We start from the raw sequence: 17,104 nt of genomic DNA on the forward strand, positions 1-17,104 counted from the left end.
CTCTCCCCAAAGGGGAGAGGGAGGAAAGAAATATCCCACGTTTCACCGTTCGGTTCCCTCTCCCTCCCAGGGAGAGGGCCAGGGTGAGAGTCACCAAATCACTGCTTCTTACGCCGCTTATCCAAATCCTTCAGCAACTTATTCACCCGTTCATCGGCAAACATCGCTTCCAGAGAGACGGTTAGCTTGCGCCGCCAGTTCTTATACTGATCGCTGGTGCCAGGAATATTCACCGGCTCGGCCATATCCAGCCAGTCCTCTGGCTGCAGCCCCAGCAGCGCGCTATGGCTGTCGGCGATATAACGCTGCATGCCGCGGTTGAGCGTGTCGGTCATCGTCATTAACGCGGCCTTATGCCCCGCCCGCTTCGGCAGGCAGCCGTACTTATGTAGCCCGTCAAGCAATCCCTGTTTAGCCCTTTCGCGGTCTTCATACAGCCCCGCCAGCACCTCTTCATCAGGATAAAGTCCCAGCGTTTTGCCTAGCGTTAAATCGCCGCTATTCCAGTAGCCACGCAGCGTGGGCAAGTCGTGCGTTGTGGCAACCGCCATCGACTGCTTAGGCCATGTGGCCGGAGCCCGGAATTGCTTCTCTCCGTCGTGCTCGAAGTACAGCACTTTGTAAGAGTAAACGCCGCTGTCGCGAAGCTTGCCGACAATTTCAACCGGCACGGTACCCAGATCTTCACCAATCACCATACAGCGATGGCGCTGGCTTTCCAGGGCCAGAATCGAAAGCAAATCGTCCACCGGGTACTGCACATAGGCACCTTTATCCGCCGTCTCGCCGTAGGGGATCCACCACAGCCGCAGCATCGACATAACGTGGTCAATGCGCAGCGCGCCGCAGTGGGTCATATTGGCTCGCAGCAGTTCGATAAACGGCTGATACCCGCGAGCGGCCATGACGTGGGGATCCATCGGCGGCAGCCCCCAATTTTGCCCTAAGGGGCCGAGGATATCCGGCGGCGCGCCAACGGAGGCTTTCAGGCAGTACAGCTCACGGTCGCACCAGGTTTCAGAGCCGCCTTCCGCCACGCCCACCGCCAGGTCGCGATAAAGGCCAATCGGCATCTCGTCATGCTGGCTGGCATCCCAGCAGGCCTTAAACTGACGCCAGGCGAGATACTGCAGCCAAAGCCAGAAGTTAACCTCATCACGATGCTGCTCGCAGAACTGCTTCACTTCCGGGCTATGGGCGTCGCGATAGCCTTCCGGCCACACCGGCCAGCCCCAGCGCAGAGGATCTTCGTTAACCTGGCTGGCGTGAAGCGCATCGTAGGCGGCCTGGTAGAACAGCCCCTCTCCCCCTTCCGCAACGAACCGGCCAAAAGCGATGACTTGCTCATCGCTGGGTTTACGCAGCGAGAACTGTTGCCACGCTAAACGCAGCGCCGCAACCTTAAGGGCCGTAACGGCGGAATAATCCACCCACTCAGCATCTCTCGCATTCTGAAGCTGTTTCTGCACGGCGGATTTTTTCCACCACGCCTGCGCCGCTTTGCTGTTCTGGAAATCTTCTACCGCATTGACGTCGATATAGATGACATTCAACCAGCGGCGTGACGATGGGCTATACGGGCTGGCGCTCTCCGGGTTAGCCGGGTAAAGCGAATGAATCGGGTTGAGGCCGATAAACGCCCCGCCCCGCTTCGCCACATCCCCCAGCATCTGCTTCAAATCGCCAAAGTCGCCGATGCCCCAGTTAGCCGCCGAGCGCAGCGTGTAAAGCTGCACGCACGCGCCCCACAGCTTTTTGCCCTGCAGTAACGCGTCCGGCTCATAGCAGCGCGGCGGGGCGACGATAATTCTGCTCGTCCAGCTCTGCTTTTGCCGACTGACCACCAGCGAATGGTAGCCCTCGGGTAGCTTCGTCGGCAGCGTTAGTTTCTTACCGCCAGAAACTTGTCCGTGGTGGGTGTGGCCTTCTTCAGTGGTCAGCACCCAGCTAAATTCACCCTCACCTTCCAGCGTCAGCTGCATCCGCTGCCCGGCAGTGAAAACCTGAACCGCTGGCACAGGATCGGTCGACTTTTTTGCAACAGCGGTGCGGTTCATGGCCTCGAGCAGACGCAGTTTTGTCTGTGCAGGAATAGCCTGCGGTTTGCCGTGGGCGTTGATGTAGTTCGGGCTGATACCCGCCGCCAGAGCGGCGCTATCAAGACGTTTGCTCTCCATGGCGCTCCCTTAGCGTTTTGCCTGCCAGATACGTTGTTGGTAATCGCGGATAGAGCGATCGGAGCTGAACATACCGCAGCGGGCGCTGTTCAAAATGGCCGCGCGCGTCCAGGCTTCCTGGTCCAGGTAAAGTTTGTCGGCAAGCTTCTGTGCTTCGACATACGCGGTGAAGTCCGCCATCAACAGGTAAGGATCGCCGCCCTCTTTGCCGATGCTGTGCAGCATCTGATCAAAAGCGTGTTTATCTCCTGCGCTGTATTTGCCCTGTTCCAGTTCTTTAAGCACGGCATCCAGCACTTTATCTTTTTTGCGCCATTTCACCGGATCATAGCCTTTGGCTTTCAGAGCCTTAACCTGTTCGACGGTGTGGCCGAAAATAAAGATATTCTCTTCACCCACCTTCTCTGCGATTTCAACGTTGGCGCCGTCCAGCGTCCCCACCGTCAGTGCGCCATTCAGGGCCAGCTTCATGTTACCGGTGCCGGATGCCTCTTTACCCGCAGTCGAAATCTGCTCGGAAATATCAGCCGCCGGGATCATTACCTCCGCCGCAGATACGCAGTAGTCCGGCAGGAAGACAACCTTCAGTTTGTCTCCCACCAGCGGATCGTTGTTGATCGCCTCGGCCACCTTGTTGATCGCAAAGATAATATTTTTGGCCAGGTAATAGCCCGGGGCCGCCTTCGCGCCAAACAGGTAAACGCGCGGCACGCGGTCTGCCTTCGGGTTCTCGCGGATCTCTTTGTACTGCGCCAGGATATGCAACAGGTTCAGGTGCTGACGTTTGTATTCGTGCAGACGTTTGATTTGCACGTCGAACAACGCATCCGGGTTGATCACAATGCCGGTACGAGCCTTCACAAATGCAGCCAGTTTTACTTTGTTCTGATGCTTGATTTCGCGCCAGGTCTGGCGGAATTTGGCGTCATCGGCGCGCTTTTCCAGTCCTTCCAGCACGTCGAGGTTATTCGCCCACTCTTTCTTCAACGTCTTGTCGAACAGCGCGGCAAGCGCCGGGTTGCACTGCTTGATCCAGCGGCGTGGCGTGATGCCGTTCGTCACGTTATGGAATTTATTCGGCCACAGCTGGTGGTATTCCGGGAACAGATCTTTCACCACCAGCTCGGAGTGCAGCGCCGCCACGCCGTTCACCGCAAAGCCTCCGACCACGCACAGATTTGCCATGCGCACCTGCTTGCTATGCACCACGGCAAGCTTCGCACAGACGGCTTCATCCCCCGGCCAGGTTTTATCGACCAGCAGCTTAAAGCGCTTGTTGATCTCATTGATGATTTGCATGTGGCGCGGCAACAGCGCTTTCACCAGCTTCTCATCCCAGCACTCCAGAGCTTCAGGCATCAGGGTGTGGTTGGTATAGGCGAAGGTCTTACTGGTGATCGCCCACGCGTCGTCCCAGCTAAGCTGATGCTCGTCAATCAGCACGCGAAGCAGCTCAGGGATCGCGATCGTTGGGTGGGTATCGTTCAGCTGAATTACTTCGTAGTCCGGCAGCTCGGCGAGCCTGCGGCCTGCCAGATGATGGCGGCGCAGGATATCAGCCACCGAACAGGCGCACTGGAAATATTGCTGTATCAGGCGCAGCTTTTTGCCGTTCAGGTGATTGTCATTCGGGTAGAGCACCTTGGTGAGCTTTTCAGCGTCAATGCCCTGCTGCTCGGCTTTAAGAAACTCACCGTCATTAAATTTTGTCAGATCAAACGGATGAGCGTGCTTTGCCTGCCACAGGCGCAGCGGCTGTGCCACGCCATTTCGATAGCCCAGCACCGGTAAGTCCCACGCCTCACCCTGGAAAACAAAGGCTGGCTCCCAGCGCGAATGCTTACCGTCCTTCACGAGTTTCCCGCCAATGCCCACCTGCACATCCAACGCGCTGTTGTGACGGAACCAGGGATAGCTCCCGCGCTGCCAGTCATCCGGGGCTTCCATCTGTTTGCCGTCCTTAAAGGACTGGCGGAACAGGCCATACTCATAGTTCAGGCCATAGCCGATGGCCGATTGCCCGACCGTGGCCATTGAGTCCAGGAAACAGGCAGCAAGCCTGCCCAACCCGCCATTGCCTAAGGCCGGATCCGTCTCTTCTTCCAGTAAATCGGTGAGGTTAATCTGGTAACCCTTCAGTACCTCACTCACCTCAGTGAACCAGCCCAGGTTAAGCAGGTTATTCCCCGTCAGGCGGCCAATCAAAAACTCCATTGAGATGTAGTTTACATGGCGCTGTTTGGCTCCAGGCTTGGCTGCAGGCTGAGCCGCTAAAAGCTCGGCAAGCGCGCCGCTAACCGCGTGCCACCACTGATGTTGGGTCATTTCACTGGCATCATGTAGGCCGTAACGCTGCCACTGGCGCGTCAGAGCGGACTGGAACTGTTCTTTACTGAAGATCGGCTGTGACATAGAAAATCGGTCCTGTAATGTTCGAAAATCATTACCCGCTAGTGTGCCGGGCAGCCTGGTGGACTTCCTCCTCCCGACGCGGATTACGCGGGGAGGAGTAGCGAGGATGAGCGAAAAATGTGATCTCTGCCACTCGCTACAGCGATGTAACGGGTTTCAGTCTCGCTGGCGCAAGGAGTGAGCAATCATATTCATGAAAAAAATGGAACTGTGACAGGGTGCAACTTACCGAGCACAGAAAGTTCAACAACCTTGCAATAAAGGACATTCTGGCCGACTTTATCCGTAAGCATTAATTACGAAGCGTAAAAAAAATCGCATCCTTGAACATTTCCCTCCATGATTCCTTCTGCAGCGCGGCAAGACCGCCTTGCGGCGCTGAATACGTTGGGGAAATTTATACACAGTGAAGTGATCAACTATGTTAATCCCATCCAAATTAAGTCGCCCTGTTCGGCTGGAAAACACTGTGGTTCGCGACCGCCTGTTGGTGAAGCTTTCGACTGCCGCCAACTATCGCTTAGCGCTGATCGCCAGCCCTGCCGGTTATGGTAAAACTACCCTGGTCTCACAGTGGGCGGCCGGGCGAAAAGAGCTGGGCTGGTATTCCCTCGACGAAGGGGATAACCAGCAGGAACGCTTTGCCAGTTACCTGATTGCTGCCGTGCAGCACGCCACCGGCGGCCACTGCGTCAGCAGCGAAACCATGGCGCAAAAGCGGCAATATGCCAGCCTGTCTTCGCTCTTTTCACAGTTATTTATCGAGCTGGCGGGATGGGATAAACCGCTCTATCTGGTGATTGATGATTACCACCTGATTGCCAACCCGGTGATCCACGAAGCCATGCGCTTTTTCATTCGTCACCAGCCGGAAAACCTGACGCTGGTGATTCTCTCGCGCAATCTCCCGCAGCTTGGCATTGCCAACCTCCGCGTGCGCGATCAGCTCCTGGAAATTGGTAGCCAGCAGCTCGCCTTTACGCATCAGGAAGCCAAACAGTTTTTCGACAACCGCCTGGCAACGCCGATTGAACAAGCGGACAGTAGCCGCCTGTGTGATGACGTGGCGGGCTGGGTCACTGCGCTACAGTTAATTGCCCTGTCCGCCCGGCAAAGCAACACGCCGGCTCAACATTCTGCGCGGCGCCTGTCGGGCATTAACGCCAGCCATCTTTCAGATTATCTGGTGGATGAAGTCCTGAATAACGTGGATGCCGATACCCGCAACTTCCTGCTGAGAAGCTCCATCCTGCGCTCAATGAATGACACGCTGATAAGCCAGGTGACAGGCGAAGAAAATGGCCAGATGCGTCTGGAAGAGGTCGAACGCCAGGGCCTGTTCCTGCAGCGCATGGACGATTCCGGCGAATGGTTCTGCTTCCACCCGCTGTTTGGCAGCTTCCTTCGCCAGCGCTGCCAGTGGGAGCTGGCCGCAGAGCTGCCGGATATCCACCGGGCAGCAGCCGAAAGCTGGATGGCGCAAGGCTTCCCAAGCGAAGCCATTCACCACGCGCTGGCGGCTGGCGACGCCAATATGCTGCGCGATATTCTGCTGGGCCACGCGTGGGCGCTGTTTAACCACAGCGAGCTGACGTTGCTGGAAGAGTCACTGAAGGCGCTGCCGTGGGAAAGCCTGCTGGAAAACCCAAAACTTGTGCTGCTGCAGGCCTGGCTGATGCAAAGCCAGCACCGCTACGGCGAAGTGAATACCCTGCTGGCAAGAGCCGAGCAGGAAATGGACTTGGTTATCGACGACACGCTGCACGGTGAATTTAACGCCCTGAGGGCCCAGGTTGCCATCAACGCGGGCGATCCGGCGGAAGCCGAGCGCCTGGCCATGGTCGCGCTGGAAATGCTGCCGCTGGCCAATTTTTACAGCCGTATCGTAGCCACCTCGGTTCACGGCGAAGTGCTGCACTGCAAAGGCGATCTGACGAAGTCGCTTTCCGTTATGCAGCAGACCGAGCAAATGGCCCGCCGCCACGATGTGTGGCACTACGCGCTGTGGAGCCTGATTCAGCAAAGCGAAATCCTGCTGGCTCAGGGGTTCTTACAGGCCGCCTGGGAAACCCAGGAAAAAGCCTTTGTGCTGATCCGCGAGCAGCACCTCGAACAATTGCCTCTGCACGAGTTTCTACAGCGTATCCGCGCCCAGCTGCTTTGGGCATGGGCGAGGTTGGATGAAGCCGAAGCGGCAGCCCGCAGCGGGATGGAGGTGCTTTCCAGCTTCCAGCCGCAGCAACAGCTCCAGTGCCTGGCGCTGCTGGTGCAGTGCTCGCTGGCGCGCGGTGACCTGGATAATGCTCGTAATCACCTTAACCGCCTTGAAAATTTGCTTGGGAACGGTCCCTGGCATAGTGACTGGGTCTCCAACGCCGACAAGGTACGGGTGATCTACTGGCAAATGATTGGCGATAAAAAGTCGGCGGCCAACTGGCTGCGCCAGACGCCGAAGCCTGAATTTGCCAATAACCACTTCCTGCAAAGTCAGTGGCGGAATATCGCCCGCGTACAAATCCTGCTGGGTGAGTACGATCCGGCGGAAATGGTGCTGGAAGAACTTAACGAAAACGCCCGCAGCCTGCGCCTGATGAGCGACCTTAACCGTAACCTGCTGCTGCTCAACCAGCTTTACTGGCAGTCAGGGCGTAAAAGTGATGCCCAGCGCGTGCTGCTGGAAGCTCTGGCACTGGCAAACCGCACCGGATTCATCAGCCACTTCGTGATCGAAGGGGAAGCAATGGCGCAGCAGTTGCGCCAGCTTATTCAGCTCAACACACTGCCGGAACTGGATCAGCACCGCGCTCAACGCATCCTGCGTGAGATAAACCAGCACCATCGCCATAAGTTTGCTCACTTTGATGAAAGCTTTGTGAACCGCCTGCTGAATCACCCGGAAGTGCCGGAGCTTATCCGCACCAGCCCGCTGACGCAGCGAGAGTGGCAGGTCTTGGGGCTGATTTATTCCGGCTATAGCAACGAGCAGATTGCCGGAGAGCTGGACGTTGCGGCGACGACCATCAAAACGCACATTAGGAATCTGTATCAGAAGCTGGGCGTGGCGCACCGCCAGGACGCGGTACAGCATGCGCAGAAATTACTGAAGATGATGGGGTATGGGGTTTAGCTGGAAATATTGTCTATGCAGAGGCTGGCTTAGATTCCGTTCACTTCCGGTCCTGATTTATTTCAGTTTTTACCCTCACTCTAACCCTCTCCCTGGAAGGGAGAGGGAATAAACACTGTTTCCTCCCGCCTGTTTTCCCCCTCGCCCCTTTGGGGAGAGGGGCGGTTGAACTGTCGGAAACAGCGAAAGGGAAGAGATATCCCTGTTAAGACGCCAGCGACAGTCCTGCTTTAGCCGCCTGCTTTACCAGCCACTGCGCCACCCGCGCCTGCTGCTCTTCGTTGAGCCACATGCCCAGTTTAGTGCGGCGCCACAGCGCATCTTCCGCGCATCTGACCCATTCATGCTCAACCAGATAGCGAAGCTCGGCTTCATAAAACTCATGGCCAAAATCTTCGCCCAGATCGCCCAGGGTTTTAGCATCGCCCAACACCAGATCGCTGTTGCTGCCATAGGTTCGCGCCAGGTGGCGGGCGAGGCTTTCGGTCAGGAAACCGTAGCGACGGCGCAGTTTGGCCGCATAATCATCACGATCGCCGCCGATATCACCGCCAGGCAGGCGGCACTCTTTGGTCCAGGCCGGACCAATATTCGGGTAGTAACGCTCCAGCTTATCCAGCGCATGTTCAGCCAGCTTACGGTAGGTCGTCAGCTTACCGCCGAAGACCGACAGCAGCGGGGCCTGACCATTTTCGTCATGAATATCCAGCGTGTAATCACGGGTCACCGCCTGCGGAGAATCAGACTCGTCATCACACAACGGACGCACGCCAGAATAGGTCCAGACGATATCGTCTTTGGTCAGCGTCTTTTTGAAATGCGTGTTGTAAACGTTCAGCAGATAGCTCACTTCTTTGTCATCAATCTGCACCGCTTTCGGATCGCCGTGGTATTCCACGTCGGTGGTGCCGATGATGGAGAACTCGTCCATCCACGGGATCACGAACACAATACGCTTATCTTCGTTTTGCAGGATATAGGCCTGCTTCTGGGTATGCACGCGAGGCACCACAATGTGACTGCCTTTGATCAGGCGGATGCCATAAGGCGACGGCAGATGCAGCCCTTCGTCAAAGAAGGTTTTCACCCACGGGCCGGTGGCGTTCACCAGGCCTTTTGCGCGCCAGGTAAAGGTTTCACCAGTATCAATATCCTGCGCTTCGACAACCCACAGCCCGTTTTCGCGGGTTGCTTTGGTGGCACGAGTGCGTGTTTTCACCTCTCCGCCCTTGCGGGTCACCATCTGGGCGTTAGCCAGCACCAGGCGAGCATCATCCACCCAGCAGTCGGAATATTCGAAACCGCGCACGATCTCAGGCTTCAGCACTGAATCTGCGCCAAAACGCAAGCCGGTAGAGGCCGGCAAACTGGTGCGTTTCCCCAGATGATCGTACATGAACAGGCCAGTCCGAATCATCCACGCCGGACGAAGGTGCGGCCGGTGCGGTAAACGAAAGCGCATCGGGAAGGCAATGTGCGGCGCCATTTTCAACAGTACTTCACGCTCCGCCAGCGCCTCACTCACCAGACGAAACTCGTAATGTTCCAGGTAGCGCAGGCCGCCGTGAATCAGCTTAGAGCTGGCGGAAGAGGTCGCGCAGGCCAGATCCTGTCCCTCCAGCATCAACACGGATAACCCGCGGCCAGCGGCGTCCGCCGCAATACCGGCGCCGTTGATTCCACCGCCAATAACAATCAGATCTTTGGTTTCCATGTTGCCCTCACGCACTTTCGTTAAAGCTCAAAAATGTTCGATATCGCTCATGATAGCAAGTGTTCGCCCGCTTTGGTAACGAAATAAAAACATTTCTACGTGATATGGATAACATATTGGCGTTAATATCAGCGCCAGCGGGGCGCGATGCCTTAACATGCCCCTTGTTTCCTTTCTTTCTCGACGAGTAAAACCATGGATCAATTTGAATGTATTGGTGTGGAAGAAGCACACCAGAAACTCCAGCAGCAGCAGGCGGTATTGGTGGATATCCGCGATCCGCAGAGCTTTGCCATGGGACACACGCCGGGGGCTTACCACCTCACCAACGACACGCTGGTGAATTTTATGCAGCAGAACGACTTCGACACGCCGGTCATGGTGATGTGCTACCACGGCAACAGCAGCAAAGGCGCCGCCCAATATTTGCTGCAGCAAGGCTATGATCAGGTCTACAGCGTCGACGGCGGCTTTGACGCCTGGCACCGCCATTTCCCGGCTGAAGTCGCTCACGGCGCGTAAAGTTCAGCCCTTGTCGCTCCCTGCAGGTATACTGCTTGCCTTAATAAAAGCTTTACCCTGGATAATTTGAGCCGTAGGAAGCGATGCCCCTACGGCTCGAAGTATGACGGGTAAATAGACGAAGTTGGTTAAACTTTCATGATCATGATTACCTCTTTCGCCAACCCGCGCGTGGCGCAGGCTTTTGTCGACTACATGGCAACTCAGGGCGTTATTCTTACTATTCAGCAGCATACGCAAAGCGATGTCTGGCTGGCCGATGAAAGTCAGGAACAGTATGTCCGAGCCGAGCTGGAAAAGTTCGTCGCGAACCCTGGCGACCCGCGCTACCAGGCGGCCAGCTGGAGCACCGGCCACAGCGGCGTGGGTTTCAGCTATAAACGCTATCCTTTTTTTGCCACCATCAAAGAGCGCGCCGGCCCGCTGACGCTTATCGTCATCGGCGTGTGCATCGCGCTGTTTGTCCTGCTCAATATCGTGGGCTTCGGCCCGGTGATCTCCGTGCTTGGCTGGCCGCTCGTACCCGAGCAGCGCTTTGAGTTTTGGCGTTATTTCACACACGGATTACTGCATTTCTCCTTGCTGCATATCCTCTTTAACCTACTATGGTGGTGGTATTTAGGCGGCGCGCTGGAAAAACGCCTCGGCACCGGCAAACTGCTGACGCTGACGCTTATTTCCACCCTGCTGAGCGGTTTTATGCAGGCAAAATTTACCGGCCCGCTGTTTGGCGGCCTGTCAGGCACGGTGTTTGCGCTGATGGGTTATGTCTGGCTGCGCGGAGAGCGAGATCCCGACAGCGGCATTCAGATGCAGCGCGGGCTGCTGGCGTTTGCGGTGATTTGGTTGGTTATTGAGGTCTTTACTCAGTCAGCTGTCATTCCAGCGCACCTGACCGGCATGCTGGTTGGCCTGGCGATGGCGCTGGTAGATACCCTGAATGCGCGAAAACGAACATAACAATGCTGGAGTAGCTTGTGAAGCAGACACAACGTCATGACGCGATTATTGAGCTGGTTAAGCAGCAGGGATACGTCAGTACCGAAGAGTTGGTGGAACAGTTTGCCGTCAGCCCGCAAACCATCCGCCGGGATTTAAACGACCTGGCCGATCAGAATATGATTCTGCGCCATCACGGCGGGGCAGCTCTGCCTTCCAGCTCGGTCAATACCCCGTGGCACGACCGAAAAGCAACGCAAACCGCAGAAAAAGAGCGGATTGCGCAGAAGGTTGCCAGCCAAATTCCTAACGGCGCCACGCTGTTTATCGACATCGGCACCACGCCTGAAGCCGTGGCACATGCGCTGCTTAATCATAGCAATCTGCGCATTGTGACCAACAACCTCAACGTGGCGAACACTCTGATGGCAAAAGAGGATTTCCGTATCATCCTGGCCGGCGGAGAGCTGCGCAGCCGCGATGGCGGTATTATCGGCGAGGCCACGCTGGACTTTATTTCCCAGTTCCGCCTCGACTTCGGCATTCTCGGCATCAGCGGTATCGATAGCGACGGTTCGCTGCTTGAGTTTGATTACCACGAGGTTCGCACCAAGCGCGCGATTATCGAAAACTCTCGCAGCGTGTTGCTGGTCGTGGACCATTCGAAGTTTGGCCGTAATGCGATGGTGAATCTGGGCAGCATTAGCCTGGTGGATACCGTGTATACCGACGTGGTGCCGCCTGCGGGCGTGATGCAGGTGATTAAAGAGAATAATGTGCAGCTGGAGCTGTGCTGAGTTTTACCCTCACCCCGGCCCTCTCCCTAAAAGGGAGAGGGGGAAATGCATACTACCGTTCGGATCCCCTCTCCCCCGTGGGGAGAGGGTTAGGGTGAGGGGCAAACTATAATCTCACCGGCTTAATATGCCAAATCTCATCGGCGTACTCCTGAATTGTCCTGTCAGACGAGAAATAGCCCATATTGGCGATGTTGTGCATAGTGCGGATAGTCCACTCCTCCGGCTGCTGGTAGACCTCATCCACCTTGTCCTGGCAGTCCACATAGCTGCGGTAATCCGCCAGCACCTGATAGTGATCGCCAAAGTTAATCAGCGAGTCGACTAAATCCCGATAACGTCCCGGCTCTCCGGGGCTGAATGCCCCCGTCGCGATTTGCGTCAGTACCTGACGCAGCTCTTCATCCTTCTCGTAGTATTCCCGAGGGTTGTAGCCTTTGCTGCGGAGAGCCTCCACCTCTTCTGCGGTATTACCGAAGATAAAGATGTTGTCTTTACCAACGTGGTCGAGCATCTCGACGTTGGCGCCATCCAGCGTCCCGATGGTCAGCGCCCCGTTGAGCGCGAACTTCATGTTACTGGTGCCGGAAGCTTCGGTTCCCGCCAGCGAAATTTGCTCGGAGAGATCTGCCGCCGGAATAATCAACTGGGCGAGACTGACGCTGTAGTTCGGGATAAACACCACCTTCAGCTTATCTTTAACCTGCAGGTCATTGTTGATCACCTCAGCTACATCATTGATAAGATGGATAATATGCTTCGCCATGTAATAGGCCGACGCCGCTTTACCCGCGAAAATATTCACGCGTGGCACCCATTCCGCCTCCGGATCGGCCTTGATGCGGTTATAGCGGGCGATTACATGCAGGACGTTCATTAGCTGGCGCTTATATTCATGAATACGCTTAATCTGCACGTCGAACAAAGCATCCGGGCTCACCACCACGTTGAGCTGCTGCCCAATGTACGTCGCCAGCCGTTTTTTATTCGCCAGTTTGGCCTTACGCACCGCCTGATGCACCGTCGGGTAGTCAATGTGCTGCTTCAGGTCGTTCAGCTGGCTTAAGTCCGTCCGCCATGTCTGCCCGATATTATCATCCAGCACTTCAGACAGCGCCGGGTTGGCAAGCGCCAGCCAGCGACGCGGCGTTACGCCGTTCGTTTTGTTGCTAAAGCGCATCGGGAAGATACTGGCGAAGTCGGCAAACAGGGACTGCACCATCAGGTTGGAGTGCAGTTCAGACACGCCGTTCACCTTATGGCTGACCACCACCGCGAGCCAGGCCATTCGCACTCGTCTGCCGTTGGATTCGTCGATAATTGATGCCCTGCCCAGCAGCCCCGTGTCGTTCGGGTACTGCTCCTGCAGGGTTTTGAGGAAGTAGTCGTTAATCTCAAAGATTATCTGCAGATGGCGCGGCAGGATCTTGCCGAGCATGTCTACCGGCCAGGTTTCCAGCGCCTCGCTCATCAGCGTGTGGTTGGTGTACGAGAAGACCTGGCAGGTCACTTCGAACGCTTCTTCCCATTCAAACTTATGCTCGTCAATCAGCAGCCGCATCAGCTCTGGAATCGACAGCACCGGGTGGGTGTCATTCAGGTGAATCGCAATTTTATCCGCAAGGTTGGCGTAGGTTTTATGCAGCTGATAATGGCGGCTCAGGATGTCCTGCATGGTGGACGAGACCAGGAAGTATTCCTGCCGCAGACGCAGCTCGCGCCCCGAATAGGTTGAGTCATCGGGATAAAGCACGCGGGACACGTTTTCTGAGTGGTTTTTGTCTTCCACCGCCGCGAAATAATCGCCCTGGTTAAACTTACCGAGGTTGATCTCGCTGCTCGCCTGGGCGTTCCACAGCCGCAGCGTGTTGGTCGCGTCGGTGTCGTAGCCCGGAATTATCTGGTCATAGGCGACCGCCAGGATCTCTTCGGTTTCGACCCAGCGAGCCTTTTTCCCCTCCTGCTGAATACGCCCACCGAAACGTACCTTGTAGCGCGTATTGTGGCGCTTAAACTCCCACGGATTGCCGTACTCAAGCCAATAATCTGGCGACTCTTTCTGGCGGCCATCGACGATGTTCTGCTTGAACATCCCGTAGTCGTAGCGAATTCCGTAGCCGCGCCCCGGCAGCCCCAGGGTCGCCAGCGAATCGAGGAAACAGGCGGCGAGACGCCCCAAACCGCCGTTGCCAAGGCCGGGGTCGTTCTCCTCGTCAATCAACTCTTCGAGGTCGAGGCCCATCTCTTCGAGGGCATTTTTCACATCTTCATAGATGCCGAGGGACAGCAGCGCGTTCGACAGCGTGCGCCCGATCAGAAACTCCATCGACAGGTAGTACACCTGGCGGACTTCCTGGGAAAGCTGAGCGCGGTTGGAACGCAGCCAGCGCTCCACCAGCCTGTCGCGAACGGCAAAGAGCGTCGCGTTAAGCCACTCGTGTTTATTGGCGATGGCAGGGTCTTTCCCCACCGTAAACATCAGCTTATAGGCAATCGAGTGTTTAAGCGCTTCGACGCTCAGCGTGGGTGATGCATAGGAAAAGGGTGCGTTCATATCAGTGATTCCTGGTGTATGGGTAATTACATCAAGCGTTGATAAAGGTCGCGGTATGCCTGCGCCGCTACCTGCCAGCTAAAATCCATATTCATTGCCTGCCGCTGCACATAACGCCACAGCGACGGGCGGGACCACAGCACGAAAGCACGCCGGATCGCGCGGAGCAGCGACCAGGCATTACTGTCTTCAAACACAAAACCGGTAGCCACACCGTCGGCCAGATTCTCAAGAGAAGTATCGGACACGGTGTCGGCCAGACCACCGGTTCGCCGCACCAGCGGCAAGGTGCCATATTTCAGGCCGTAGAGCTGCGTTAAGCCGCAGGGCTCAAAGCGGCTCGGGACTAAAATCACGTCGGCACCGCCCATGATGCGGTGGGAAAATGCCTCGTGATAGCCAATCTGGACGCCGACCTGGCCGGGATGCTCGGCCGCCGCCGCCAGAAATCCTTCCTGCAGCACGGAATCCCCGGCCCCCAGCAGCGCCAGCTGCCCGCCCTGCTCCAGTAACCCAGGCAGCGCCTCTAGCACCAGATCCAGCCCTTTTTGATTGGTTAACCGACTGACCACCGCGAACAGCGGGACTTTGTCGTTCACCTTCAGCCCCATCGCCACCTGCAGCTGGCGTTTGTTTTCGGCTTTCTCCTCCAGCGAATCGCGGTTATACCGCGAGGCCAGTAGCAGGTCGCTTTCCGGGTTCCAAATCTTGTCGTCCACGCCGTTTAAAATGCCCGACAGACGCCCTTCACGCTGGCGCTGGCGCAGCAGCCCTTCCATGCCATAGGCAAAGTGCGGGTCGGTAATCTCCCGCGCATAGGTTGGACTGACGGCGGTAATGTGGTCGGCATAGTAAAGCCCGGCCTTCAGGTACGAAATCTGGCCGTGAAATTCCAGCCCGTTCATGTCGTAGACCCACCACGGCAAATCAATTTCACTTAAGTGATGAGCATAGAACATTCCCTGGTAGGCGAGATTGTGTACGGTGAATACCGACTTCGCCGGCCGCCCGCGAACCTCGAGGTAGGCCGGAGTCAGCCCGGCGTGCCAGTCGTGGGCATGCACCACATCGGGATGCCAGAAAGGATCCAGGCCACAGGCCATTTCCGCCCCAACCCAGCCAAGCAGCGCAAAGCGCAGCACATTGTCCTGGTAAGCAAACTGGTTCGTGTCGTGATAGGGGCTGCCCGGGCGTTCATAAAGATGGGGGGCATCAATCAGGTAAATACCAACGCCGTTGTAGTGGCCGTAGAGCAGGCGCATTGGGCCTGCGAACGTCTGTCGGTGGGTAACCACCTGAATATCTTCGATTCCTCGCCGCACGTCAGGAAAGGCGGGCAGCAGGACGCGCGTATCAACGCCACCGGCAATTTGTGCCGCAGGCAAAGCGCCCAGCACATCCGCAAGGCCGCCCGTTTTCAGCAAAGGAAACATCTCGGAACAGACATGTAAGACCTGCATTATCGCTCCCATATGCAAAGTCGCGGCGCTGTGTCTTAATCATCAGGCAACGCCGAACGATAAAATAACCGCGCACGGCATCACCGTGCGCAGGCCAATCTTCTACGCGTTTCAGCCCTGCAGCTTCGCCAGCATCTCACGCGTGACCAGTACAATGCCCTCTTCAGAGCGATAAAAACGGCGCGCATCCTCTTCGGCATTTTCGCCGACCACCATCCCTTCGGGGATCACGCAGGCGCGGTCGATAATGCAGCGGCGTAATCGGCAGGAGCGTCCGACAATAACGTCCGGCAGCAGGACGGATGAATCGATGTTGCAGAACGAGTTGATACGCACGCGAGGAAACAGCACCGACTGCACGACAACTGAACCCGAAATAATGCAGCCGCCGGATACCAGCGAGTTCAGCGTCATGCCGTGGCTACCGGAGCGATCCTGAACGAATTTAGCGGGCGGCAGCGGCTCCATATGGGTGCGGATCGGCCAGGCCTGGTCATACATATCCAGTTCCGGCATCACCGAGGCCAGGTCAAGGTTCGCTTTCCAGTAGGCTTCCAGCGTGCCCACATCGCGCCAGTAAGGTTCAGCATTAGGGTCGGACTGTACGCAGGAGAGCGGGAACGGGTGGGCGTAGGCTTCTCCCGCGCGAGTGATTTTCGGGATAATGTCTTTGCCAAAGTCGTGACTGGAGTTTTCATCCTGGTCATCTTCTTCCAGCAGCTTGAACAGGTAATCCGCATCAAAAACGTAAATACCCATGCTGGCCAGAGACTTACTGCTGTCGTTGGGCATCGTCGGCGGATTTTCCGGCTTCTCCACGAAATCGATAATTTTTTCGTCAGCGTCCACCGCCATAACGCCAAACGCTGATGCTTCATGTACCGGCACCGGCATACAGGCCACGGTGCAGCGCGCGCCCTTCTCGACGTGATCGATCAGCATGCGCGAGTAGTCCTGCTTGTAGATGTGGTCTCCGGCCAGGATCACCACATACTCGGCGTCGTAACGGCGAATAATGTCGAGGTTCTGGGTCACGGCGTCGGCCGTGCCCCGATACCAATTCTCACCGTGTACGCGCTGCTGAGCGGGCAGCAAATCCACAAACTCGTTCATCTCTTCGCTGAAGAAAGACCAGCCGCGCTGAATATGCTGCACCAGGGTGTGCGATTGATATTGAGTGATCACCCCAATGCGGCGAATACCGGAGTTAATGCAGTTGGATAGCGCAAAATCAATAATGCGGAACTTGCCGCCAAAATGGACCGCAGGCTTGGCGCGGGTCGACGTGAGATCCTTCAGTCGAGTCCCGCGGCCACCAGCCAGAATTAACGCAACGGATTTGATGGGCAACTGGCGGGCCAGCATCAGCGGATCGTTTTTCTCAAACCTGACCATAACGAAC

10 protein-coding genes are annotated in these 17,104 nt (G+C 56.6%); 4 read left to right on the forward strand and 6 right to left on the reverse strand.

The features are described 5' to 3' along the window. Nucleotides 1-98 precede the first annotated feature (98 nt). Nucleotides 99-2,177, reverse strand: coding sequence for a 4-alpha-glucanotransferase (gene malQ / locus LH86_RS03780; protein ID WP_039298442.1), 2,079 nt, complete (start codon nt 2,175-2,177; stop codon nt 99-101). A 9-nt stretch (nt 2,178-2,186) separates the two neighbouring features. After that, nucleotides 2,187-4,589, reverse strand: a complete 2,403-nt coding sequence (gene malP, locus LH86_RS03785) for a maltodextrin phosphorylase (protein ID WP_039298445.1) — start codon at nt 4,587-4,589, stop codon at nt 2,187-2,189. 421 nt (nt 4,590-5,010) lie between these two features. Here malP and malT point away from each other — a divergent pair, with 421 nt between their 5' ends. Then, nucleotides 5,011-7,716 carry an HTH-type transcriptional regulator MalT gene (malT, locus tag LH86_RS03790; RefSeq protein WP_039298448.1) on the forward strand — a complete coding sequence of 902 codons (2,706 nt, stop codon included), beginning with the start codon at nt 5,011-5,013 and terminating at the stop codon, nt 7,714-7,716. Between the two features lie 205 nt (nt 7,717-7,921). Here malT and glpD read toward each other — a convergent pair whose 3' ends face one another. Continuing rightward, nucleotides 7,922-9,430 carry a glycerol-3-phosphate dehydrogenase gene (glpD, locus tag LH86_RS03795; protein ID WP_039298455.1) on the reverse strand — a complete coding sequence of 503 codons (1,509 nt, stop codon included), beginning with the start codon at nt 9,428-9,430 and terminating at the stop codon, nt 7,922-7,924. A gap of 195 nt (nt 9,431-9,625) precedes the next feature. On the opposite strand from glpD, the gene glpE reads away from it, so the two are divergent. From glpE to LH86_RS03810, 3 genes are all read left to right on the forward strand, one after another. Continuing rightward, nucleotides 9,626-9,952, forward strand: a complete 327-nt coding sequence (glpE, locus tag LH86_RS03800) for a thiosulfate sulfurtransferase GlpE (RefSeq protein WP_039298458.1) — start codon at nt 9,626-9,628, stop codon at nt 9,950-9,952. 138 nt (nt 9,953-10,090) lie between these two features. Continuing rightward, nucleotides 10,091-10,912 carry a rhomboid family intramembrane serine protease GlpG gene (glpG, locus tag LH86_RS03805; RefSeq protein ID WP_039298461.1) on the forward strand — a complete coding sequence of 274 codons (822 nt, stop codon included), beginning with the start codon at nt 10,091-10,093 and terminating at the stop codon, nt 10,910-10,912. A gap of 17 nt (nt 10,913-10,929) precedes the next feature. Continuing rightward, nucleotides 10,930-11,688 (forward strand): DeoR/GlpR family transcriptional regulator, encoded by a 759-nt coding sequence (locus tag LH86_RS03810; RefSeq protein WP_008457897.1) that lies wholly within the window; start codon nt 10,930-10,932, stop codon nt 11,686-11,688. A 106-nt stretch (nt 11,689-11,794) separates the two neighbouring features. On the opposite strand, the gene glgP is transcribed toward LH86_RS03810, so the two are convergent. The 3 genes from glgP to glgC form a co-directional block, all read right to left on the reverse strand. Further along, entirely contained in the window at nt 11,795-14,242 is a 2,448-nt protein-coding gene (gene glgP / locus LH86_RS03815; protein WP_039298464.1) for a glycogen phosphorylase, read from the reverse strand. A gap of 26 nt (nt 14,243-14,268) precedes the next feature. After that, nucleotides 14,269-15,702: a glycogen synthase GlgA gene (gene glgA, locus LH86_RS03820; protein WP_039298467.1), complete on the reverse strand. Its 1,434-nt coding sequence runs from the start codon at nt 15,700-15,702 to the stop codon at nt 14,269-14,271. A gap of 111 nt (nt 15,703-15,813) precedes the next feature. Further along, nucleotides 15,814-17,097, reverse strand: a complete 1,284-nt coding sequence (glgC, locus tag LH86_RS03825; protein ID WP_039305897.1) for a glucose-1-phosphate adenylyltransferase — start codon at nt 17,095-17,097, stop codon at nt 15,814-15,816. Nucleotides 17,098-17,104 lie beyond the last annotated feature (7 nt).

Origin of the sequence: Cedecea neteri (assembly GCF_000758325.1) — a bacterium.
GTDB lineage: Bacteria > Pseudomonadota > Gammaproteobacteria > Enterobacterales > Enterobacteriaceae > Cedecea > Cedecea neteri_B.

Coding starts and splice junctions, on each gene's coding strand:
- malQ (WP_039298442.1), bottom strand. CDS start 2,177: ATGGAGAGCAAACGTCTTGATAGCGCCGCTCTGGCGGCGGGTATCAGC.
- malP (WP_039298445.1), bottom strand. CDS start 4,589: ATGTCACAGCCGATCTTCAGTAAAGAACAGTTCCAGTCCGCTCTGACG.
- malT (WP_039298448.1), top strand. CDS start 5,011: ATGTTAATCCCATCCAAATTAAGTCGCCCTGTTCGGCTGGAAAACACT.
- glpD (WP_039298455.1), bottom strand. CDS start 9,430: ATGGAAACCAAAGATCTGATTGTTATTGGCGGTGGAATCAACGGCGCC.
- glpE (WP_039298458.1), top strand. CDS start 9,626: ATGGATCAATTTGAATGTATTGGTGTGGAAGAAGCACACCAGAAACTC.
- glpG (WP_039298461.1), top strand. CDS start 10,091: ATGATCATGATTACCTCTTTCGCCAACCCGCGCGTGGCGCAGGCTTTT.
- glgP (WP_039298464.1), bottom strand. CDS start 14,242: ATGAACGCACCCTTTTCCTATGCATCACCCACGCTGAGCGTCGAAGCG.
- glgA (WP_039298467.1), bottom strand. CDS start 15,702: ATGCAGGTCTTACATGTCTGTTCCGAGATGTTTCCTTTGCTGAAAACG.
- glgC (WP_039305897.1), bottom strand. CDS start 17,097: ATGGTCAGGTTTGAGAAAAACGATCCGCTGATGCTGGCCCGCCAGTTG.